General features: G+C 73.9%; 25 protein-coding genes. 18 read left to right on the forward strand and 7 right to left on the reverse strand.

All coding sequences use genetic code 11. The features are described from left to right. Window positions 1–3 precede the first annotated feature (3 nt). Window positions 4–1,422 (reverse strand): glutamyl-tRNA reductase, encoded by a 1,419-nt coding sequence (locus tag RH861_RS02140; RefSeq protein WP_310519542.1) that lies wholly within the window; start codon window positions 1,420–1,422, stop codon window positions 4–6. A gap of 56 nt (window positions 1,423–1,478) precedes the next feature. Next, window positions 1,479–2,192, reverse strand: coding sequence for a hypothetical protein (locus RH861_RS02145; RefSeq protein WP_310519543.1), 714 nt, complete (start codon window positions 2,190–2,192; stop codon window positions 1,479–1,481). Between the two features lie 185 nt (window positions 2,193–2,377). On the opposite strand from RH861_RS02145, the gene hemE reads away from it, so the two are divergent. From hemE to RH861_RS02215, 14 genes are all read left to right on the forward strand, one after another. After that, on the forward strand, window positions 2,378–3,538 hold the full coding sequence (gene hemE, locus RH861_RS02150) for a uroporphyrinogen decarboxylase (RefSeq protein ID WP_374760941.1): 1,161 nt from the start codon (window positions 2,378–2,380) through the stop codon (window positions 3,536–3,538). Then, on the forward strand, window positions 3,535–5,049 hold the full coding sequence (hemG, locus tag RH861_RS02155; RefSeq protein ID WP_310519545.1) for a protoporphyrinogen oxidase: 1,515 nt from the start codon (window positions 3,535–3,537) through the stop codon (window positions 5,047–5,049). The genes hemE and hemG overlap by 4 nt, the downstream gene beginning before the upstream one ends. A 115-nt stretch (window positions 5,050–5,164) precedes the next feature. After that, a complete protein-coding gene (locus tag RH861_RS02160; RefSeq protein WP_310519546.1) occupies window positions 5,165–5,623 on the forward strand; it encodes a YtxH domain-containing protein in 459 nt (152 codons plus the stop codon). Window positions 5,624–5,649: 26 nt separating this feature from the next. Continuing rightward, on the forward strand, window positions 5,650–6,057 hold the full coding sequence (locus tag RH861_RS02165; protein ID WP_067947752.1) for a phage holin family protein: 408 nt from the start codon (window positions 5,650–5,652) through the stop codon (window positions 6,055–6,057). Then, window positions 6,041–6,337, forward strand: a complete 297-nt coding sequence (locus tag RH861_RS02170) for a hypothetical protein (RefSeq protein ID WP_310519547.1) — start codon at window positions 6,041–6,043, stop codon at window positions 6,335–6,337. Before RH861_RS02165 ends, RH861_RS02170 begins: the two co-directional genes overlap by 17 nt. A 7-nt stretch (window positions 6,338–6,344) precedes the next feature. Next, a complete protein-coding gene (locus RH861_RS02175; RefSeq protein WP_310519548.1) occupies window positions 6,345–7,031 on the forward strand; it encodes a GntR family transcriptional regulator in 687 nt (228 codons plus the stop codon). A gap of 25 nt (window positions 7,032–7,056) precedes the next feature. After that, a complete protein-coding gene (locus tag RH861_RS02180; protein ID WP_310519549.1) occupies window positions 7,057–7,566 on the forward strand; it encodes an OsmC family protein in 510 nt (169 codons plus the stop codon). A 58-nt stretch (window positions 7,567–7,624) separates the two neighbouring features. Beyond that, window positions 7,625–8,362 (forward strand): hydrogen peroxide-dependent heme synthase, encoded by a 738-nt coding sequence (gene hemQ / locus RH861_RS02185; RefSeq protein WP_310519550.1) that lies wholly within the window; start codon window positions 7,625–7,627, stop codon window positions 8,360–8,362. After that, the gene (locus RH861_RS02190) at window positions 8,362–9,585 is read left to right on the forward strand and encodes a ferrochelatase (protein ID WP_310519551.1); all 1,224 of its coding nucleotides are present in this window, start codon (window positions 8,362–8,364) and stop codon (window positions 9,583–9,585) included. The genes hemQ and RH861_RS02190 overlap by 1 nt, the downstream gene beginning before the upstream one ends. Beyond that, window positions 9,582–10,544, forward strand: a complete 963-nt coding sequence (hemC, locus tag RH861_RS02195) for a hydroxymethylbilane synthase (RefSeq protein WP_310519552.1) — start codon at window positions 9,582–9,584, stop codon at window positions 10,542–10,544. Before RH861_RS02190 ends, hemC begins: the two co-directional genes overlap by 4 nt. Window positions 10,545–10,558: 14 nt before the next feature. Then, window positions 10,559–11,356, forward strand: coding sequence for a uroporphyrinogen-III synthase (locus RH861_RS02200; protein ID WP_310520266.1), 798 nt, complete (start codon window positions 10,559–10,561; stop codon window positions 11,354–11,356). 83 nt (window positions 11,357–11,439) lie between these two features. Beyond that, window positions 11,440–12,435 (forward strand): porphobilinogen synthase, encoded by a 996-nt coding sequence (gene hemB / locus RH861_RS02205; RefSeq protein WP_310519553.1) that lies wholly within the window; start codon window positions 11,440–11,442, stop codon window positions 12,433–12,435. Further along, window positions 12,432–13,766 (forward strand): glutamate-1-semialdehyde 2,1-aminomutase, encoded by a 1,335-nt coding sequence (gene hemL, locus RH861_RS02210; RefSeq protein ID WP_310519554.1) that lies wholly within the window; start codon window positions 12,432–12,434, stop codon window positions 13,764–13,766. The genes hemB and hemL overlap by 4 nt, the downstream gene beginning before the upstream one ends. A 191-nt stretch (window positions 13,767–13,957) precedes the next feature. After that, window positions 13,958–14,410 carry a hypothetical protein gene (locus RH861_RS02215; RefSeq protein ID WP_310519555.1) on the forward strand — a complete coding sequence of 151 codons (453 nt, stop codon included), beginning with the start codon at window positions 13,958–13,960 and terminating at the stop codon, window positions 14,408–14,410. A gap of 33 nt (window positions 14,411–14,443) precedes the next feature. Here RH861_RS02215 and RH861_RS02220 read toward each other — a convergent pair whose 3' ends face one another. The 5 genes from RH861_RS02220 to RH861_RS02240 form a co-directional block, all read right to left on the reverse strand. After that, window positions 14,444–14,836: a DUF1304 domain-containing protein gene (locus RH861_RS02220; RefSeq protein ID WP_310519556.1), complete on the reverse strand. Its 393-nt coding sequence runs from the start codon at window positions 14,834–14,836 to the stop codon at window positions 14,444–14,446. Between the two features lie 72 nt (window positions 14,837–14,908). After that, entirely contained in the window at window positions 14,909–15,739 is an 831-nt protein-coding gene (locus RH861_RS02225; protein ID WP_310519557.1) for an ABC transporter permease, read from the reverse strand. Then, window positions 15,739–16,635 carry an ABC transporter ATP-binding protein gene (locus tag RH861_RS02230; RefSeq protein WP_310519558.1) on the reverse strand — a complete coding sequence of 299 codons (897 nt, stop codon included), beginning with the start codon at window positions 16,633–16,635 and terminating at the stop codon, window positions 15,739–15,741. The genes RH861_RS02225 and RH861_RS02230 overlap by 1 nt, the downstream gene beginning before the upstream one ends. Before the next feature lie 86 nt (window positions 16,636–16,721). After that, the gene (locus RH861_RS02235; RefSeq protein ID WP_310519559.1) at window positions 16,722–17,498 is read right to left on the reverse strand and encodes an isocitrate lyase/PEP mutase family protein; all 777 of its coding nucleotides are present in this window, start codon (window positions 17,496–17,498) and stop codon (window positions 16,722–16,724) included. Between the two features lie 19 nt (window positions 17,499–17,517). Then, window positions 17,518–18,729, reverse strand: a complete 1,212-nt coding sequence (locus RH861_RS02240; RefSeq protein WP_310519560.1) for a cysteine desulfurase-like protein — start codon at window positions 18,727–18,729, stop codon at window positions 17,518–17,520. A gap of 49 nt (window positions 18,730–18,778) precedes the next feature. Between RH861_RS02240 and RH861_RS02245 the strand changes: the two genes are divergently transcribed. From RH861_RS02245 to RH861_RS02260, 4 genes are read left to right on the forward strand one after another with little or no spacing between them, the layout of a single operon-like run. Next, window positions 18,779–19,675 (forward strand): LssY C-terminal domain-containing protein, encoded by an 897-nt coding sequence (locus RH861_RS02245; RefSeq protein WP_310519561.1) that lies wholly within the window; start codon window positions 18,779–18,781, stop codon window positions 19,673–19,675. After that, a complete protein-coding gene (locus RH861_RS02250) occupies window positions 19,672–20,274 on the forward strand; it encodes a hypothetical protein (protein ID WP_310519562.1) in 603 nt (200 codons plus the stop codon). Before RH861_RS02245 ends, RH861_RS02250 begins: the two co-directional genes overlap by 4 nt. A gap of 9 nt (window positions 20,275–20,283) precedes the next feature. Beyond that, the gene (locus tag RH861_RS02255; protein WP_310519563.1) at window positions 20,284–21,006 is read left to right on the forward strand and encodes a serine hydrolase domain-containing protein; all 723 of its coding nucleotides are present in this window, start codon (window positions 20,284–20,286) and stop codon (window positions 21,004–21,006) included. After that, the gene (locus RH861_RS02260) at window positions 20,963–21,409 is read left to right on the forward strand and encodes a serine hydrolase domain-containing protein (RefSeq protein ID WP_310520267.1); all 447 of its coding nucleotides are present in this window, start codon (window positions 20,963–20,965) and stop codon (window positions 21,407–21,409) included. The genes RH861_RS02255 and RH861_RS02260 overlap by 44 nt, the downstream gene beginning before the upstream one ends. Window positions 21,410–21,412 lie beyond the last annotated feature (3 nt).

The raw sequence follows: 21,412 nt of genomic DNA on the forward strand, positions 1-21,412 counted from the left end.
GCGTCAGCGGGTGCCGCCGGCGCGGCGCCCGCGCTCGTCCTCGGGCCGCTCGTCGGCGCCGGCGGAGGCCGCCGCCTCGGGCTCGGGCCGGATGCCGAACATCGCCTCGAGGCCGTCGAGCCAGGCCTGCTGCTCGCCCGCGCGGGCGTACTCGCGCGAGCGCGCCATGGGGGTGTGCAGCAGCACGCCGGCCATGTGGCGGAGCGCGGCCTCGGTGCGGCCGTCGTCGTCGCCGCGCACCCGGGCGCGGCGGATCTCGGCGTCGAGCACGTCGAACACGTGCTTGCGGAGGGCCACGACCGCGGGCGCGAGGTCGAGCTCTTCACCGACGCGGCTGAACTTGCGGGCGGCGCGCTCGACGAGCTCGCGCGCGGCATCCGTCGCACCGAACTCCTCGAGCGGCGCGTGGATCTTGATGGTCTCGAGGTCGAGCAGGTCGACGCCGGGTACGCCGGCGACGTCGGGGTCGACGTTGCGGGGCAGGCCCAGGTCGATGATGAGCTGGCGCGGCGCCTCGGCCTGCGCCGCGTCATCCGCTTCGACCCCGACCGTGGTCGCCGTGCCCTCGCGCGGGCGGAGCAGGGCGACGGGAACGGGCCGCTCGGCCACCGCGAGCTCGGTGCGGCCGAGCTCGATCAGCGAGCGGTCGACGACGTGGTGCTCGACCATGGTGCAGGTGACGATGAGGTCGGCGCCGGCAGCCGCCATGGCGTAGTCGCCGGTCTCGACGGCGGCGATGTCGTGGCTCGCGGCGAACTTCGCGCCGCGCCCCGTGGGCGAGTACACCGATACGTCGGTCACGCCGCGGTCGCGCAGCGCGGCGAGCGACGCGCCGGCGTAGCGGCCGGTGCCGACGAGCAGGACCCGCACGGCCGACCAGTCGGTGACCCGGCTCTCGGCGAGGTCGAGTGCGAGGCGCACGAGTGAGCGGCCCTCGCTGCCGATGCCGGTCGCGTTCTTCACGCGCCGCGACGTCTGCGAGGCGCGCTGGAACAGCCGCTCGAGCTCGGGCGTCGTGGTGCCCTCCTTGCGGGCGCGCTCGAGCGAGCGGCGCACCTGCCCTGCGATCTCGCCCTCGCCGACGACGACCGACTCGAGACCGGATGCCACGGCGAACAGGTGACCGGCGACGGCGTTGCCGTGCACGAAGCCGAAGGTGCTGCGCAGCTCGTCCGGCTCGAGGGCGGCGACGTCGCCGACCGCGCGGATCGCGTCGTGGACGGCGTCGACGGGGGAGTCGCCCTCCGGGGTGTCGAGGTCGAGGTAGGCCTCGAAGCGGTTGCAGGTCGCCACGACGACGGCGCCCTGCACGGCCGGGTGCCCGTCGAGGAGACGGGGTGCGGCGTGCTCGGCGGTCGCCGAAAGCCGTTCGAGCATGTCGAACCCGGCGTTCTTGTGACTCGCGGTGAGACAGATGAGCACCAGACGATTCTACCGGTGGTCGAAAGGTGCTCCGACCGGCCGTGTCATCATCGGGTTCAGGCCGCGGCGTGGGGCCGGATCACGGGGATGGCGCCCGTGAGCGGCGGCAGTTCGAGCCCCTCGGCCGCGAGCGCGGCCCGGTGTCGCGCCTTCCACGATCGCACCGTCGCGAAGAACGGGGCGTCGGTGAGCGCGTACCGGCCGAGGCGCGGGTCGCTCAGCATGACGGGCAGCTCGACGCTGATGCCGGCCCGGCGGACCCGCACGACGACGACGGGCACCTCGGTGCTGCCGACGACCGCGCGATCCGAGCGGATGGTGCGCACCTCGCGCCACGGGAAGTGGGCGACCCGGCGCGGCCGGCGTCCGCCGCTCCAGAACGAGAGGCCGCCGTCGTCGGCGACGATCGAGAACCGCGACGGGAGGGCGGCGGTGCTGCCGCCCTGATGGCCGAGCTCGGCCAGGCGCGCGACGAGCTCGCGGTTGCGGATGCCGCTCGCGATCTCGCCGCGATGGATGCTCTGGAGCGCCCGGCGCCGTGCCGTCGCGCGTGCTGACGCGGCGGCGCGTCGCAGCGCCACCGCGACGGCGACGATCGCCGTCGCGGCCGCGAGCACGAGCGCGAATTCGGTGGCGGGCACCTCGGGAAGGCGCGGCACGAGCCGCTCCACCCAGGCCTGGCCGAGCGCCAGGCCGGCCACGAGGAGGACGGCGGCGAGCGCGACCAGGACGATCGATCCGGTGCGATGCCGCGGTGCAGTGCTGGACATGGGGACTCCGTGGGTGGCGGAGGCGCGCCGTCGCTGGGGAGACGTCGGTGCGTCGCCGTGCGCGGGGGATGCACGACCGTCCGACTGTAGCGCCGTGAGAGCGCGTCCACCAGACCCCGTTCTCCATTGGTCCAACATCCGGCGTCGCCGGCGGAACAGGACGCGTTCAGTCGCAATGGGGGAGGATGTTGCGCGTGATCCTCTCCCCGCAGCATCCGCTGGCCTCTCGCCTCACCCACGACTCGCGCCTCGTGCGCGCCTACCGCGGTGAGCGCAGCGACACCACGCCGGTGTGGTTCATGCGCCAGGCCGGCCGCTCGCTGCCGGAGTACCGCGAGCTGCGCGTCGGCACCCGCATGCTGGACGCGTGCCTCGACCCCGCGATGGCGGCCGAGATCACGCTCCAGCCCATCCGCCGCCACGGCGTCGACGCGGGCATCTTCTTCAGCGACATCGTGGTGCCGCTGAAGCTCGTCGGCGTCGACGTCGAGATCCAGCCCGGCCGCGGCCCGGTGTTCGGGTCGTCGTACGGCGATGCGGCGGGCGTCGCCGAGCTGACGCGGATCGATCCGGCCACGCTCGACGAGGCCGCCGGCCCCATCGCCGAGGCCGTCCAGCGCACCGTGGCCGAACTCGCGACGCTCACCTCGCCCGGCGCCCCGACCAGCACGCCGCTGATCGGCTTCGCCGGTGCGCCGTTCACCCTCGCCGCGTACCTGGCCGAGGGCGGGCCGTCGAAGGACCACCTCGCCGCGCGCACGCTCATGCACGCCGACCCGGGCGCCTGGCGCGCTCTGATGGACTGGACCGCCGAGCTCACGGGCCGCTTCCTGCGCACGCAGGTGCTCGCCGGGGCGTCCGCGGCGCAGCTGTTCGACTCGTGGGCGGGCGCGCTCTCGCTCGCCGACTACGAGACGCACGTGGTTCCCGCCTCCGCGGCGGCGCTCGCGCACGTGCACGACGTCGAGTACGAGGTGCCGGGGGCGACGGATGCCGCGGGCGCGCCGGTCCGTCGCGCCGTGCCCGTCGTGCACTTCGGGGTCGGCACGGGCGAACTGCTCGGCGCGATGACCTCGGTCGGCGTCGACGCGGTCGGCGTGGACTACCGCGTGCCGCTCGACGTGGCATCCGCTCGGGTCGGCGGTGGCGTGCCGCTGCAGGGCAACCTCGACCCCGCGCTCCTCGCCGCGCCGTGGCCCGTGCTCGAACGCGCGGTGCGCGACGTGCTCGGCCGCGGCCGGGTCGCACCCGCGCACGTGTTCAACCTCGGCCACGGCGTGCCGCCCGAGACCGACCCGACCGTGCTGACGCGCGTCGTGGAGCTCGTGCACGAGGCCGGGCGATGACCGATTCCGCCGCTCCCGGAGCTGCCGAGCACCGCACGACCGACGTGGTCGTGGTCGGCGGCGGCGTTGCCGGGCTGGTCGCAGCGCTCGAGTGCGCGCGGATCGGACTCGGCGTGACCGTGCTCGAGCGGGCCGACCGGCCGGGGGGATGCGTCGGCCGGATCGAGCTCGACGGCCTCGCGCTCGACAGCGGCGCCGAGTCGTTCGCGACCCGCAACGGGTCGGTGGCCGCCCTGGCCGAGCGGCTCGGGCTCGGCGACCGCATCGAGCGGCCGAATCCGTCGGGTGCCTGGCTGGTCTGGGGCGATGGCGGCGCGACGAAGGCCGCGCCGCTGCCGCGCACCGGCATGCTCGGCATCCCCGCGAACCCACTCGGTGACGACGTGCGCGCCATCATCGGGTGGAGCGGCGCCTGGCGGGCCTGGCTCGACCGGGTGCGGCCGATCCTCAAGATCGGACGGGCCGAACGGCTCGGCCCGCTGGTCCGCGAGCGCATGGGCCGGGCGGTGCTCGACCGGCTCGTCGCGCCGATCTCGGCTGGCGTGTACTCGACCGATCCCGACGACCTCGACGTCGACGTCGTCGCGCCCGGGCTGAACGAGGCCATGACGCGTGCAGGGTCCCTGTCGGGCGGCGTGGCGCAGCTCGTCGGGGAGCGGAAGGCGGGCAGCGCGGTCCTCGGGCTCCGCGGCGGCATGCACACCCTCGTCGACGCCCTGCTCGCCGAACTCGACCGGTTCGGCGCCGACGTGCGCACCGGGGTGCGGGTCACCGCACTCGACCGGCGCGAGCCGGCGGCGACGGAGGACGGCCGGCCGGCGTCCGCGTGGCGCGCGGTCGGCGAGGCCGCGGCCCCCGACGGCGGCGCACCCGGCTCCGTCGTGGTCGACGCGCGCTTCGCGATCGTCGCGACGCCGGCGCACGTCTCCCGCGGACTCCTCGCGGGCCTCGTCGGCGAGGAGGCGCTCGCCGAGGAGTGGCCGGACGCGGCATCCGTCGAACTGGTCACGCTCGTGCTCGACGCCCCGGCGCTCGACGCGGCGCCCCGCGGCACGGGGGTGCTCGTCGCGGCCGACGCGCCGGGCGTCACGGCGAAGGCGCTGACGCACTCGAGCGCCAAGTGGCCCTGGCTCGCGGATGCCGCATCGGGCCGCCACGTCGTCCGCCTCTCCTACGGCCGCGCGGGCGCCGCGGGACCGCTCACGGCCCTCGACGACGACGCGGTGACCGAGCTCGCGGTGCGCGACGCGTCGGCGCTGCTCGGCGTTCCGCTGGACCGCTCGCACGTGCGCGCCGCCGGACGCAACGCCTGGCGGGACGCCCTCTCGCAGGCCGCCGTCGGCCAGCGCGCCCGCGTCCGCGCCCTCGAGGAGGCGATCGACGAGCACTCCGGCCTCGCCGTCACGGGCTCGTGGGTGGCCGGGACGGGACTGGCGTCGGTCGTGCCGCACGCGGCCGAGGCGGCCGGACGCATCCGCCACCTGGCCGTCCACGTCGCCGACGACGCATAGCCGCACGGGAATACGACGACGCCGGAGACCTCGCAACCCCCTTGCGCCGGCCCGGTCGGGGTCTACGCTGGGTGTCACTGCTGTCTTGACAACCGCAGCGGGGGATGGGGTGCACATGAAGGGCAAATTCCTCTTCGTCGTCGGTCTCGGCGTCGGCTACGTGCTGGGCACGCGCGCCGGACGCGAGCGCTACGAGCAGATCCGCAAGGCGGCGGAGGACGTCTGGAACCAACCGAAGGTCCAGGAGGGCGTCGACACGGTCAAGGGCTTCGCCATGAGCCGCGCGGGCGACGTCGGCGACAAGGTCCTCGACGGCGCGAAGAAGCTCGTGTCGCAGTTCACCAGCACGCAGGGATCCACGCGGTCCTCGGCCGCGAAGTCCGCCTCGGGCTCGTCGACCGGTTCGTCGGGTACGGCGTCGACCGGCTCGGGCTCCTCGCGTTCGACCTCCAGCGGGTCGTCGTCGAAGCCGAGCGGCAACGGCACCAAGGGGTCGTCGGGCTCCTCGTCGTCGAACTCGAGCGCCAAGTCCGCCGGATCGGGTTCGGGCTCGGGCTCGTCGAGCTCGTCCTGACCGATCCCTGACGGAGTGAAATCGCGATGTCCTCACCACTGAACGACGAGCGCGGGCTGTTCACGCTGCTCGGGGAACTGCCCGACCGCATCTCCACGCTGGTCCGAGCCGAGATCGACCAGGTCAAGGCCGAACTCACCTACAAGGCGAAGCACTTCGGCATCGGCGCGGGCCTCGTCGTCGTGGCGGCCTTCGTCGGCATCTTCCTGCTCGGCACCCTCATCGCGACCGGCATCCTCGCGCTGTCGCTCGTGATGCCGGGATGGGCGGCGGCGCTCATCGTGTCGGGCGTGCTGCTGCTGATCATCCTGATCCTCCTCGGGGTGGCCGTGCTCAACTTCAAGCGCGGCAGCGAGCCGCTCGAATCGATCGAGAGCGTCCGTCAGGACCTCGACGCGATCACCGGACGGGGGGCGTATGGCAGCCGGAACTGACGTGGCGACGCTCGACAAGAAGACGCAGCGGAACCTGACGCGCCTGCAGGCGCACGACAACGCGCGCGCCGCACGCGACGAGCTCGCGGCGACCCTCGGCGCGATCGAGGAGCACCTCAACGTGCCGAAGCGCCTGGCGCGTGCCACCGCCCGGGCGAAGCTCCGCGTGCAGCGCTTCGCCGACGACCAGCCCGGCACGGCCATCGCGGTCGCCGCCGGGGTCGCCGTCGCGGTGGGGGTCGGCGTGTGGCTCGTGGTCCGCGCCAACCTCGAACGGTGACGATCCGGTGACGGATGCCGCGGCGTCGGCCGACGCGGCCGGCAACGCGCCCACCGCGGTCGAACGCGCGACGGCGCAGCTCCGCGAGGAGATCCTGAGCGGCACCCTTCCGCCGGACGAGCCGCTCAGGGAGGAGTCGTGCGCCGCGCGGCTCGGCGTCTCCCGGCACACCATCCGGGCGGCGTTCCAGCGACTCGTCGCCGAGCGGCTCGCCGTCGCCGAGCCCTACCGGGGCGTTCGCGTGACGAGCTTCGACGACGCGCAGCTGCTCGCGCTGCAGCAGCTCCGCGCCGCGCTCGAGGTCGAGGCCGTGCGGATCGCCTTCCAGCGATTCGGCGGGTCGCTGCCCGAGGCGGCGCTGGCGCCGGCGCGGGCGGCGATCGATGCGATGGAACGGTTGAGCACCGGCGACGACCGGCCGGGATCCGCCACGGACGCGGCCTGGCTCGAGGTCGAACGGCTGCACGCCGACTTCCACGCCGCCCTCGTGGCCGCCTCGGGGAGCCCGCGGATCATCGAGATCCACACGACCCTCGGCAGCGAGCTGCTGCTGTTCATCCTGCACGCGCGCACGCACTACAGCGTCGCGTCGGTCGTCGAGGAGCACCGGCGCCTCCTCGACGAGCTCCCCACGAGGGGGCCCGAGGCGCTGCGCGCCCACCTCGAACACTCGACCAGGCTGCTCCTCGACTGAGCGGCCGCCCCTGAGGATGCACGACATGGACCGGACCGAACTGCGGGCCCTGCAGGCCCCGCTCAAGGAGCGCTACCGCGCCGACCCCGACGCGGCGGTCACGCCCGTGGCCGCCCGCGGGTCGTTCGCCGACCCGGGCATCACCGCCACCATCGACACCTGGGCGGGCCCGGTCCGAACCGGGTTGCACCCCGCGACGGGCGGAGACGGCGGCGACGCCTGCTCGGCGGACTTCCTCCTCCAGGCACTCCTCGGATGCGCCGGCGTGACGCTCCGATCCGTGGCCACGGCGATGGGCGTCGACATCCGCTCGGCCGAGCTCAGCGCCGAGGGCGTGTTCGACGCCCGGGGCACGCTCGGCCTCGACCGGACGGTCCCCGTGGGCGTCCTGGACGTGGTGGTCACCGCCGTCGTCGACACCGACGCGGACGACGCCGCGCTCGAGCGGCTCCGCACCGGAACCGAGCGGTTCTGCGTGGTGGCGCAGTCGCTCGCCGAGGCGCCGGAGTTCGTCGTGGTGCGTGCGACGCGCTGACCCGCGGCATCCGTCGACCGCATTTCGTCCTTTCAGGTTGCAGGGGGAGGATAGGGGCATGTCTTCCCCCGCTGCCGAAGGGGCAGCCGACGCGCCCCGACCCGAAACCGCCGACGAGCGGACGTACGAGGGCTACACCCTCTTCGCCGTGCTCCGGAAGGACCCAGCTCGACCCGACGACCTCGACGGCCGCGACGTCCCGCGGTTCGTCGACGAGCTCGACGGCGTGATCAACCTCGTCCAGGACGAGGGCGTCGTCGTGCGCGGCATCTACGACGTCTCCGGACTCCGCGCCGACGCCGACGTCATGGTGTGGCTGCACGGGCCGACCGCCGAGGGACTCCAGTGGGCGCTGCGCGAGCTGCGGCGCGCCAGGCTGTTCCGCGCGCTGCTGCCCACGTGGAACGCGATGGGCGTGCACCGCGACGCCGAGTTCAACAAGGCGCACGTGCCCGGCTTCCTCCGCGGCGTCGAGCCCAAGGCGTGGCTCACGATCTACCCGTTCGTCCGCAGCTACGAGTGGTACCTGCTGCCGCCCGAGGAGCGCGGCCGCATGCTCGCCGAGCACGGGCGGAAGGGCGCCGCGTTCCGTGGTGTCATCGCCAACACCGTCTCGGCGTTCTCGCTCGGCGACTACGAGTGGCTGCTGCCCATGGAGTCCGACGAGCTCACCGACCTGGTCGACATGATGCGCGACCTGCGCGCCACCGACGCCCGTCGGCACGTGCGCGACGAACTGCCGTTCTACACCGGTCGACGCATCACGACCGCCGAACTCGTGGAGGTACTGCAGTAATGGCCGCGACGAACCTCGGGCGCAAGCCCGCTCCCGCGACCTCGGCATACTGCGCACCGGGCGCCGTCGTGCCCGGCGCGACCGCGCCCGCCCGGTCCGGACCCGAGCACGTCGAGGAGCCCGTCGCGTACGACGCGATCCTCCTCGCCGGCTTCGGCGGGCCCGAGGGGCAGGATGACGTCATCCCGTTCCTGCGCAACGTCACGCGCGGCCGCGGAATCCCGGACGAGCGCCTCGAGGAGGTCGCCCACCACTACCGCCACTTCGGCGGCGTGAGCCCGATCAACGAGCACAACCGCCAGCTCAAGGCCGCGCTCGAGGCCGAGCTCGCGGGCCGCGGCATCGACCTCCCGGTGATCTGGGGCAACCGCAACTGGGACCCGTACCTCAACGACGCGGTCCGGGAGGCGAACGAGCGCGGGTACACCAAGCTCATCGCGATCGCGACGAGCGCTTACAGCTCGTACTCCAGCTGCCGCCAGTACCGCGAGGACTACGCCGACGCGCTCGAGGACACCGGCCTCGGCGAGGTGATCGAGATCGACAAGGTGCGCCAGTTCTTCGACCACCCCGGCTTCGTGACCCCGTTCGTCGAGGGGCTGCGCGACGGGCTCGCGAAGCTCGAGGCCGAGCACCCGGGGCTGAACCGCACGACCGAGGTCGAGGTGCTGTTCGCCACGCACTCCATCCCGACGGCGGATGCCGCGAAGTCCGGCCCCGCCGAGCGCGGGTTCGGCGAGGGCGGCGCGTATGCGGCGCAGCACCTCGCGGTCGCCGAGGTCGTCATGCGCGAGGCCGGCGCCGCCGACGTGCCGTGGCAGCTCGTCTACCAGTCGCGCTCCGGGCCGCCCTCGCAGCCGTGGCTCGAGCCCGACGTGAACGACGCGATCGCCGAGCTGCCCGCCGCGGGCCGCAAGGCCGTCGTGATCGTGCCGCTCGGGTTCGTGAGCGACCACATGGAGGTCATGTGGGACCTCGACGAGGAGGCGATGGAGACGGCCGAGGAGCACGGGCTCGCCGCCGTCCGCGTCCCGACGCCCGGCGTGCACCCCGCGTACGTGGCCGGCCTCGTCGATCTCGTGCTCGAGCGCGTGAACGGCACGCCCGTCGCCGACCGCCCGCACCTGACCGACCTCGGCCCCTGGTACGACACGTGCCGCCCCGGCTGCTGCGAGAACGTGCGCCTCGGCTTCAAGCCGGCGCTCGCGGGGATCGCGCCGTGAGTCCCGCGCGCGACGTGATCCGGGTCGGCACGCGGGGCAGCGCCCTCGCCCTCGCGCAGACCCGGCAGATCGCCGAGCGGCTCGGTGCGGCGGCCGACGCCGACATCGAGATCGTGACGGTCACGACCCAGGGCGACACGTCGCGCGCGTCGCTGCAGCAGATCGGCGGCACGGGAGTGTTCGCCGCGGCCCTGCGCGAGGCGCTCGTCGCGGGGGAGTGCGACGTGGTCGTGCACTCGCTGAAGGACCTGCCGACGGGCGAACACCCCGACCTGCGCCTCGGTGCCGTGCCCAAGCGCGCCGACGCGCGCGACAGCCTCTGCGCGCGCGACGGGCTCGCGCTCGCCGACCTGCCCGCGGGCGCGCGGATCGGCACCGGTTCGCCTCGCCGCATCGCGCAGCTCGGGCAGGCCCGACCCGACGTGGTCGCGGTCGACGTGCGCGGCAACATCGACACGCGCCTCGGGTTCGTCGAGCAGGGCGAACTCGATGCGGTGCTGCTCGCGTCGGCCGGCCTGCAGCGGTTGGGTCGAGCGGATGCCGCGACCGAGCGCTTCGAGCTCGCCGACTGGCCCACGGCACCCGGGCAGGGCGCGCTCGCGCTCGAGGTCCGTCGCGAGCGCGGATCGCGCCACCTCGAGCGCGGACTCGAGGCCGTCGACCACGCGTCGACGAGGGCCACGGTGCTCGCCGAGCGGCTGGTGCTCGCGGGTCTCGAGGCCGGGTGCGCCGCGCCCATCGGCGCGACCGCGTTCATCGAGGACGAACTTCTGTTCCTCACGGCGACGGTGTACAGTGCCGACGGGACGCGGTGGTTGACGAGTTCGCACGCCGCGACCCCCGAAAGCCGCTCGGCTGCCGATCTGGCGGACGCGGCCCGCGATGTCGCCGAACGCGCCGTCGCGGAACTCCTCGGCAACGGCGCCGCCGACCTCGCCCCTGCCCTGGAGTCGCCGTGACCGAATTCGAACCGATGACCGGCCCCCTCCTTCTGCCCGGCGCAGATGGATCCAAGCCGCTCGCCGGTTGGCGCGTGCTCGTGCCGCGCGGCGGACCCTGGGGCGACTCGGTCGCCGGGTCGCTGCGGGCGCGCGGCGCGTCGCCGATCATCGCCCCGATGATCAACTTCGCGCCGACCGACGACCAGCCGGCGCTCGAGGCGGCGCTCGCGAAGCTCGCCGCGGGCGGCTTCGACTGGGTCACCGTCACGAGCGCGACGACGGTCGACGTGCTCTCCTCGTACGGCGCGGTCATCCCGGAGCCGACGAAGGTCGCCGCGGTGGGCGAGACCACCGCGGCCGCCCTCGTCGCGGCCGGTTACCGCGCCGACATCGTTCCCAGCGAAGACAATTCCGCCCGAGGCCTCCTCGAGGAGTGGGAGGCCGCGACCGAGGGCGTGAAACCGTTGCGGGTCCTCGCGCTCCGCTCGGCGATCGCGAAGCAGGTGCTCTCGGTGGGACTCGAGCGCATCGGCCACCACGTCGAGGCGGTCGTCGCGTACCGCACCGTCGGCGTCCCGGTCGCGCAGAAGGTCGTCGACGACGTGCGCGCCGGCAAGGTCGATGCGATCCTCGTCACGTCGGGCAGCGTCGCCGAGCAGGTGCAGGCGCAGCTCGGCCCCATCCCCGAGCGCACGCTCGTCGCCGCCATCGGCCCGCAGACCCAGAAGGATGCCGCGAAGCTCGGCCTCCGTGTCGACGTCGTCGCCGCCGAGCGCAGCGCCGAGTCCCTCATCGAGGCGGTCGTGCAGGCCGCCACGCAGACGGTCTAGCCCGCGGCATCCGCTCGCCCGCGCCATCCGTGCGCTTGTCCGCGCCCACCGAGCGTCCAGCCGGGCGCGCGTAGGCTTGGCGGGTGACTTCCGCACCCGCCCCCCGCGTGCGACCCCGGCGCCTCCGCGAGACGCCGGCCCTCCGCCGCCTCGTCTCCGAGACCCGCCTCGACCCGGCCGAGCTCGTGCTGCCGATCTTCGTCCGCGAGGGCGTCGACGAGCCGCTGCCGATCGCCTCGATGCCCGGCGTCGTGCAGCACTCGCTCGACTCGGTGAAGCAGGCGGTGACGGATGCCGCGGCCGCGGGCGTCGGCGGCGTGATGCTGTTCGGCGTCCCGGAGACGCGCGATGCGACGGGCTCGTGCGGCGTCGACCCCGATGGCATCCTCAACGTCGCCACGCGCGTCGTGGCCGACGAGGTCGGCGACGCCCTCGTCGTGCAGACCGACCTGTGCCTCGACGAATTCACCGACCACGGCCACTGCGGCGTGCTCGACGCGCTCGGCCGCGTCGACAACGACGCCACCCTCGAGCGCTACCGCGAGATGGCGATCGTGCAGGCGGCGTCCGGATCGCAGCTCCTCGGCCTCTCCGGGATGATGGACGGCCAGGTCGCCGCGGTGCGCGAGGCGCTCGACGGCGCCGGCTTCGCGCACACGGCGATCCTCGCGTACTCGGCCAAGTACGCCTCGGCGTTCTACGGCCCGTTCCGCGACGCGGTCGAGTCGACCCTCGAGGGCGACCGTCGCACGTACCAGCTCGATCCCGGCAACCGCCGCGAGGGCCTCCGCGAGGCCATGATCGACATCGACGAGGGCGCCGACGTCGTGATGGTCAAGCCCGCGGGCTCGTACCTCGACGTGCTGGCGGATGTCTCCGCCGCGAGCGACGTCCCGGTCTGGGCGTACCAGGTGTCGGGCGAGTACGCGATGATCGAGGCCGCCGCGATGCACGGCTGGATCGACCGCCGTCGTGCGGTGATCGAGTCGGTCCGCGGCATCCGTCGTGCCGGTGCCGATGCCGTGCTGACCTACTGGGCGACCGAGCTCGCCGGATGGATCCGGGAGGGGATCGAATGACCACCGCCACGCAGACCAACGCCGACCTGTTCGCCCGGGCGCAGGCGGCCATCCCCGGCGGCGTGAACTCGCCCGTGCGCGCGTTCCGCTCGGTCGGCGGCACGCCGCGCTTCCTCGTCTCGGCGCGCGGACCGTACGTGACCGACGCCGAGGGACGCGAGTACGTCGACCTCGTCGCCGGTTGGGGGCCGGCCATCCTCGGCCACGCGCACCCGGAGGTGATCGCCGCCGTGCAGGAGGCCGCGGCGCGTGGCCTGTCGTTCGGCGCGTCGACGCCCGTCGAGACCGAGCTGGCCGAGCTCATCGAGCAGCGCGTGGCGCCGATCGAGAAGCTGCGCCTGGTGTCGACGGGCACCGAGGCGACGATGAGCGCCATCCGGCTCGCCCGCGGCTTCACGGGCCGCGACCTGCTCGTGAAGTTCTCGGGCCACTACCACGGCCACTCCGACGGGCTGCTCGCGGAGGCCGGCTCGGGGCTCGCGACGTTCGCGCTGCCCGGCTCCGCGGGCGTGCCCGCCGAGGTCGCCGCGCTCACGCTCGTCGTGCCGTACAACGACCTCGACGCCCTGCGCGCCGTGTTCGCCGAGCACGGCGACCGCATCGCGGCGGTCATCACCGAGGCCGCCGCCGCGAATATGGGCGTCGTCCCGCCGCTGCCCGGCTTCAACCGCGCGCTCGTCGAGCTCGCGCACGCGCACGGCGCGCTCGTCATCAGCGACGAGGTGCTCACCGGGTTCCGGGTCTCGAAGGCCGGCTGGTGGGGCCTCGAGGCCGAGACGGATGCCGCGTACACGCCCGACCTCGTCACGTTCGGCAAGGTCGTGGGCGGCGGCATGCCCGTCGCCGCGCTCGGCGGCCGCGCCGAGATCATGGAGCGGCTCGCGCCGTTGGGCCCGGTCTACCAGGCGGGCACCCTCTCGGGGAACCCGGTCGCGGTCACGGCCGGCGTCACCACACTGCGGCTCGCCGACGACGCGGTCTACGCCCGCCTCGACGAGGTCGCGGCGCTGCTGCAGCGCGAGGTCTCCGCGGCGCTCGCCGCCGAAGGCGTCGCGCACGTGGTGCAGACGGCCGGCAACCTGTTCAGCTTCCTGTTCGGCGACGCGGTCGCGGGCGGTGCGCGCGACTACGCCGGCGTGCTCGCGCAGGAGTCGTGGCGTTACCCGCCGTTCTTCCACGCGATGCTCGAGGCCGGCGTCTCGCTGCCGCCGAGCGTCTTCGAGGCATGGTTCGTCACGGTGGCGCACGACGACGCGGCGGTCTCGCGGATCCTCGACGCCCTCCCCGCCGCGGCCCGCGCCGCGGCATCCGCTCGCCCCCCGCACCTCTGACCGACACCCCGTTCTCAGGAGTTCTGCGGCGGGTCGCCGCGGCGACCGGCGTGTCGTCCTGAGAACGGCGCGGTTTTCGCCGCGGGTCCTGAGAACGGGTCCGCGGTGGTCGGGTTCGTGCACGAAACGGATGTCGCGTTTGTGGAGCGTCGACCACGCGACCGGGATGACCGTCGGGCAGGATGGAACATATGGCCAACCTCCGCGTGCACAACGACCGGCTCGAGGTCCACCTCACGCCGGCCGAGAAGACGCTCGCGATGCGGTCGGCCGACGTCATCGTCCAGCGCGACGACATCCGCTCGGCCACCATCACCGACGACCCGTGGATCTGGATCCGCGGCATCCGTCGTCGCGGCAGCGAGGTGCCCCTGGTGCTCGCGGTCGGCGTCTGGAAGACGCACGGCGGCAGCGACTTCGTGCTCGTCAAGCGCAAGCGGCAGGCGATCGTGCTCGAGCTGTCCGGGGGCGAGTTCGCGCGACTCGTGCTGAGCACCAGCCGCGCGGCCGAGCTCATCGACCGGCTGAAGGTCGGCGTGCCCGTCGTCGCCGATGCCGACGCGGCCGACCCCGAGGAGGCCGAGCCCGCCGAGCACCACGTATCGAGCGAGGTCTTCGCCGAGGAGGAGACCAGCGGCGACTGAGCCGCGGCGACCGAGCCGCGCGCCTCGCGGGGGTCAGACGAACAGGAACAGCACGAACCCGATGAGCGGCAGCGTGCCCTGGATGAGCGCCGGCCGCAGGTAGCCGGGCCCGGTCGTCGTCAGCACGACCGCCGCCGCGGACATCGACGCGGTCGTGAAGAGCACGAGCGCGCGCCCCGCGTACGGCAGCCCCGCCCAGAACAGCAGGGCCAGCCCGCCGAGTGCACCCACGGCGAGGAACAGGTTGTAGAAGCCCTGGTTGTACGCCATCGGCCGCAGCACCTCGGCCTGTTCGGGCGTGCGGACGCCGAACGCCCGCCACGTCGAGGGATGCGACCAGCGGATGCTCTCGAGCACGAAGATCCAGACGTGCAGCAGCGCCGCGAGCACGACGACGATCGTCGCGGCGACCTGGAGGAACCCCATGGCCGGATGCTACGCCCACGAGGGCGTGCGCGCATGCGCCCGGTAGGCGGGGCGGGCACGACCGAGCGATCGTCAGGACACGTCGCGACGCCAGGTGGTCAGGCCGCCGAGCACCGTCGCGACCACGGCGATGCCGAGCAGCACGAGGCCGCCCTGCCACCACTCGAGCGTCTCGACCGCGCCCATGCCAGCGACGCTGTAGAACGACGCGCCGACCAGGGCGTCGCTCGCGGCGCCGGGCAGGTAGCGTCCGATCTCGGCGGTCACGTCGTTGAGGGATGCCGCGAGCCGCAGGATCGGCTCGACGAACTGGGTGAACGCGATCACGATCACGATCGCGGCGACCTGGTTGGGCACGAGCGCGCCGAGCCCGACGCCGATCGCCCCCCAGAGTGCCATGGCGAGGATGCCGCGGCCCACGAGTGCCCACGTGTCGGCCGAGTCGAGCCCGGTGTCGAGGTCGAACGCGGCGAGGGCGGCGGCGCCCGTCCCGACCGAGGTCGCGAACCCGATGACGCCGAGGACGGCACCCATGACGAGCTGGGAGGTGAACTTGCCGCCGAGGACCGTCGCGCGGTGCGGTTCCGCGAGGAAGGTGGCGGTGAGGGTGCGGTGCCGGAACTCGCCGGTGACCGCGAGGGCGCCGAGCAGCACGGGGAACACGTACCCGACCGAGGACGCGAAGCTGTAGAGCAGCGGCGCGAGCTCGAGCCCGGGCGGCATGGCTGTGCTGCCGCCGGCCTGAGCCGCGGCTTCAGGGTTCTGCACCGTCCACCCGAGGAACGCGCCGAACCCGCCCGACATCACCGCCACGTAGGCGACGAGCACGAGTGCGAGCAGCCACCACATGCGCGTGGTGAGGACCTTCCGGAACTCCGCGGCGATCGAACGCACGAACGACATCACTCCTCACCCTCGCCCACGAGCGCGAGGAAGGAGTCCTCGAGGCCCGACGCCAACCGATGCAGCGAACTCAGCTCGACGCCGCCCACGAAGGCGGCGTGCCCCACCACTCCCGGATCGGGCTCGTCGACGATCATCCCCTCAGGCCCCTCGGTGTAGTCGAGGCCGGCCTGGTCGAGCGCGGCGGCCAACCGCAGGCGGTGCGGGGAGTCCACGACGGTGCGCGGCGAGACCTCGAGCTCGAGGCTCGCGAGCGATCCCGACTTCACGAGCCGACCGCGCGAGATGATGACGACCTCGTCGACGGACTGCTGCACCTCGCTCAGCAGGTGCGAGCTCACGAGCACCGTGCGGCCCTCGCCTGCGAGGCTCCGCAGGAACCCGCGGATCCACTTGATGCCCTCGGGGTCGAGTCCGTTGATCGGCTCGTCGAGCACGAGCACGCGCGGGTCGCCGAGCAGCGTCGTCGCCAGCGCGAGCCGCTGGCGCATGCCGAGCGAGAAGCCGCCCACGCGGCGGTCGGCGAACTCCGACAGTCCCACCTGGGCGAGCACGTCGGGCACCCGGGCCGAGCGGATGCCGCCGGCGCTCGCCACGACGCGCAGGTGATCCCTCGCGGTGCGCCCCGGGTGGAACGCGGCGTCGAGCGCGGCCCCCACCGTCTCGAGCGGGCGCGGCAGGTCGCGGTAGCGGGTGCCGCCGAAGGTGGCCGTGCCCGCCGTGGGGCGCACGAGGCCGAGCAGCGCACGCAGCGTCGTCGTCTTGCCGGCGCCGTTCGGTCCGAGGAACCCCGTGACGCGCCCCGGTTCGACGGTGAACGAGAGGTCGTCGACCGCGGTCACCTGCCCGAAGCGCTTCGTGAGACCGCTGATCTCGATGGGGATGCCGTCGGCCATGCGCACTCCTCGGGTCGGGTGCGGCGCGCGTCCGTCGCGCGCCCCGGACAGACTATCGACACGGCCGCGACGGGGCCGCGCCGGCCTCAGGTGAGCGGGCGGATGCCGCTCGGCAGCACCCCGCCGCGGTAGAGGTACGCCGCGGCATCCTGCAACGACCCGAGCGCGAGGCGCTGCGGGTACGGCCCGTACGAAATTCGGGCCACGCCCAGCTCCTCGAGCCGCGCCGGCGGCGGGATCGACGGGAGCCCGATGACGCTGAGGCGGCGCTCGCCGAGGCCGTCGACGAGCTCGGCGACGACGTCCTCGCCGAAGTCGCCCGGCACGAACACGCACGTGGCGCCCGCGTCGAGGTACGCGCGCCCCCGCTCGATCGCGTCGGCCACCCACACGTCGCGGGGACGGTCGTGGCCGCGCAGCCATGCGTCGGTGCGCGCGTTGAGCGCGAAGGGCACCCCCTCGGCCTCGGCGGCGGCGACGGCGGCCTCGACCGCGGCGACCGCCTCCGGGAGCGGCCGCAGCTCGTCCTCGAGGTTCGCCCCGGCGACGCCGAGGCCCACGGCGCGACGGATCGTCTCGCCGGGGTCGCCGTAGCCCGCCTCGAGGTCGGCGCTCACGGGCACGTCGACGGCGGCGGCGATCCGACCCACCATGTCGAGCATCAGGTCGATGGGGATCCTCTCGCCGTCGGGGTAGCCGAACGTCGCGGCGATGGCGTGGCTCGCCGTGGCGAGCGCGAGGGTCTCGGGGAGCGCGGCGACCGTGCGGGCGCTCGCGACATCCCAGACGTTGACGACCTGGAGCAGACGCGGGTCGTCGTGGAGGCGCCGCAGCTCGGCGGCCGCCGCGGGGGAGGCGTTCATGGCACGAGGGTACGGCCGATCAGCCGAGCGCGGCCGCGAGGCTCGCGAGCAACCGGTCGACGTCCGACTCGTCGGTGTACGGGGCGAGCCCGACGCGCAGTCCGCCCTCGTCGCCGAGGCCGAGGTGCCGGGACGCCTCGAGCGCGTAGAAGTTGCCGCTCGGCGCCAGCACGCGGTCGGCGGCGAGCCGCTGCGTGACCTCGGCCGCGGCGCGTCCCTCGAAGGTCATGAGCACGGTCGGCGTCCGCCGCTCGGCGCGCGAGCGCACGGTGACGACGTCGAGGTCGTCGAGCCCGGCCCGGAGCCGGTCGGCGAGCGCGCGTTCGTGCTCGTGCAGCGCCGCGTACGACGTCGCCAGGCGGGCGCGACGGGAGGCCGCGGCATCCGTCGTCTCGGGGTCGAGCGAGGCGAGCACGTCGACCGCGGCGGTCACGCCCGCGAGCAGCTCGTACGGCAGGGTGCCGAACTCGAACCGCTCGGGGACCGCGTTCGTCGACGGCAGCAGCTTGTCGGGCTCGATGGTCTCGAGCAGTTCGGGCCGGGCGACGAGCACGCCGCAGTGCGGGCCGAGGAACTTGTACGGCGAGCACGTGAAGAAGTCGGCGCCGAGCGTCACGATGTCGGGCAGTTCGTGCGCGGCGTAGTGCACGCCGTCGACGAAGAGCAGGGCTCCCGCGGCGTGCACGGCCGCGGCGATGGCGGGGATGTCGGGCATCGTGCCGATGAGGTTGGATGCGGCGGTCACCGCGACGAGCCGGGTGCGCGGACCGAGCACCGAGGCGATCGCCTCGACCGGCAGCTCGCCGGTCTCCGGGTCGAAGTCGGCCCAGCGCACGGTCGCCCCGGCGCGCTCGGCGGCCTGCACCCAGGGCCGCACGTTCGAGTCGTGGTCGAGGCGCGTGACGACGACCTCGTCGCCGTCGTCCCAGTCGCGCGAGAGGTGCCGCGAGAAGTCGTACGCGAGCTGCGTCGCGCTACGCCCGTGCACGACGCCCCGCGGGTGCGCGTTCACGAGGTCGGCGACCGCGAGGCGGAACGACGTCACGGCCTCCTCGGCGCGCACCTCCGACTCTCCGGTCATGCCCCGATTCGACAGCGGGCCGGTGAGCACGGATGCCACGGCCTCGCCCACCTGCCGCGGGGTCTGCGTGCCGCCGGGGCCGTCGAACTGCGCCCACCCGTAGTCGAGCGCGGGGAACCAGGAGCGGATGCGGGCGACGTCGTAGGCCATGCGCCAGAGCCTAGGTCACGTGACCGGCGTCGGGGGTTAGCATGCACCCATGCAGGGGGCAGGGGAGTCGCCCGAACCGCGCGACGAGCGTCCGGCGCCCGACCTGCCGCCGCGGCTGTCGTTCACGGCACTCCTCGACGGGTTCTTCTTCGTCTTCGCCGGTGCGGCCGCGGTGTGGCTGGCGTGGCTGCTGTTCCAGCAGTCGTTCGAGTTCGGCTGGTGGGGCATCGCGTTCTTCGTCGTGTTCTGGCTCGTCCTCGCGTACCTCGTCCTGCCCCGCCTGCACCGGATCCTCACGACGATCTACGTGCCCGACTACTTCATCGGCCGCACCCGCACGAGCGACGGGTTGCTCGGCGACCCGGTGAACATCGCGTTCGACGGGCCCGAGGCATCCGTGCACGCCGCCATGCGCGCCGCCGGGTGGACCCGCGCCGACGACATCACGCTCGCCTCCAGCTGGCGCATCGTCACCTCCACGCTCCGCCGCCGCAGCTACGACGAGGCGCCCGTGAGCCCGTTGTTCCTGTTCGGCCGCCAGCAGGACTTCGCCTACCAGCAGGAGGTCGAGGGCAACCCGGCCAGGCGCCACCACGTGCGCTTCTGGCGCACCCCCGACGGCTGGCTGCTGCCCGGCGGGCTGCGCGTCGACTGGCTCGCCGCCGGGACCTTCGACCGCGCGGTCGGGTTCTCGCTGTTCACCCTGCAGGTCACGCACAAGATCGACGCCGACATCGACATCGAACGCGACCACATCGTCGCGTCGCTCACCGGCGCGGACGTCGGCGTGCGCGTGCGCGTCCTGCACGACTTCTCGACCGGGTACCACTCCCGCAACGGCGGCGGCGACACCATCCGCACCGACGGCGACCTCCCGGTGGTCGACGTGCGATCGGTGCGGGTGACGGATGCCGCGGCATCCGTCGTGGGGGAGGCGACGTCGTGACGGCCGCGACCGGGCCCGACCTGCCCGTCGGGAAGCGCACCGCGTTCGAGCCGCCCGCGCGCCTCGCGGAGCACGAACCGCTGCAGCGACGGATGCGGCGGCCGGCGGCGACCTCGTTCGGCGCGGTGCTCGCGGTGCTGCGCGCGATCGCCGGCGCGATCTGGCTCGCCGCGGTGGCCCTGAACTGGTCGGCGATCGAGCGCGAGTTCGACCTGCAGCTCGGGGGCGCGGCCGAGGCGGCGGCCTCGGACGTCGCGCGCTCCGTCGTCCTGCTCATCGGCGGCACAGTGCTGCTCATCGACCTCGTGCTCGCCGTGCTCATCTGGTTCGGCAGCAACTGGGCCCGCATCACCGTGATGCTCTTCGCGACGATCAACATCGGCGTCGCGGCGATCGACTCGTTCACGGGCGACACCGAGGTCACCATCCGGACCACCTTCCTGACCGTCGCGATCGACATCCTGATCCTGCTCGCGCTCTCGAGCCGGGACGCGCGCGCGTGGGCCCGGCTGCGGCGCCACGGGCGGCACGCCGCGGCCTCGCATCCCCGCCGACCCGTCGGGGACGACCCTGAGGACGCGCCCGCGACGGCGTCGTAGGTTCTGCTGGTGCCCCACGACTCCTCCGCCCGCCGCGACGCGCCGCGTCGCCTCGCCCCGACCGTCGTCCTCGCCTCCGCCCTCGTCGCCGCGCTCGCCTCGCTCACCGCCTGCGCCGGAGACCGGGAGCCCGCCCCGCCGAGCGCGAGCGAAGCGGTCACGCCCACCGAGGACGCCGAGCTGCTGCGCGCCATCCGCCCGACCTTCTCGGACCCGGAGGACGTGGTCGCGGTCGCCGTGGTCGACGGCGACGAGCTGCGGACGGCGTTCATCGGCGCCGACGCCGACACGGCCTTCGAGATCGGGTCGGTGAGCAAGACGTTCATCGGACTGCTGCTGGCCGAGGCGGTCGACCGGGGCGAGGTCGCCCCCGACGATCCGATCGGCGAGTACCTCGAGCTCGGCGACGCGCCCGCGGCATCCGTCACCTTCGAGGAACTGGCCACGCACTCATCGGGCCTGCCGACGTTCCCGAGCGACCCGGACTGGGTCGCGTCCGTCGAGGAGGGGTTCTTCGCGGGCGCGGACGTGCTCGACGAGACCGTGCCGGAGCTGCTCGCCCTCGCCCGCGCCGAGCCGATCCCGCCCGACGCGCCGCCGCAGTACTCGAACCTCGGCGCGGCCCTCGCCGGCCAGGCCCTCGGCTGCCGCCGCCGGGACCGACTACGCCACGCTGCTCGAGGAGCGCATCTTCGAGCCGCTCGGCCTCCAGACCGCGACCCTGCCCGTTGAGGACGACGAGGTCCCGGACGCCCTCGCGCCCGGCTTCCTCGCCGACGGCCGACCGGCCGAGCCGTCGACGCTCGCGGCGTTCGCACCCGCCGGCGGCATCGTCGCGACCGTCGACGACCTCGCCGCGTACGCCCGCGGCGTCATCGACGGCCCCTTCGCCGACAGCCCGGCCCTCGAACCCGCCCAGTCCCGGGAGGGGTCGGAGACGGGCTGGTTCTGGGTGCTGTCGACCGGGTACGACGGCCACGAGATCGCGTCGCACGGCGGCCTCACGGCCGGGTTCGGGGCGAGCCTCATGATCGACCGGACGGCCGGTCGCGCGGTGATCGTGCTCTCCAACGGCGGCGAGCCCGTGGACGCGCTCGCCGAGGACCTCATGGCGCGGGTCATTCGCGGCGACTGACGG

Origin of the sequence: Agromyces indicus (genome assembly GCF_031432295.1) — a bacterium.
Taxonomy (GTDB): Bacteria; Actinomycetota; Actinomycetes; order Actinomycetales; family Microbacteriaceae; genus Agromyces; species Agromyces indicus.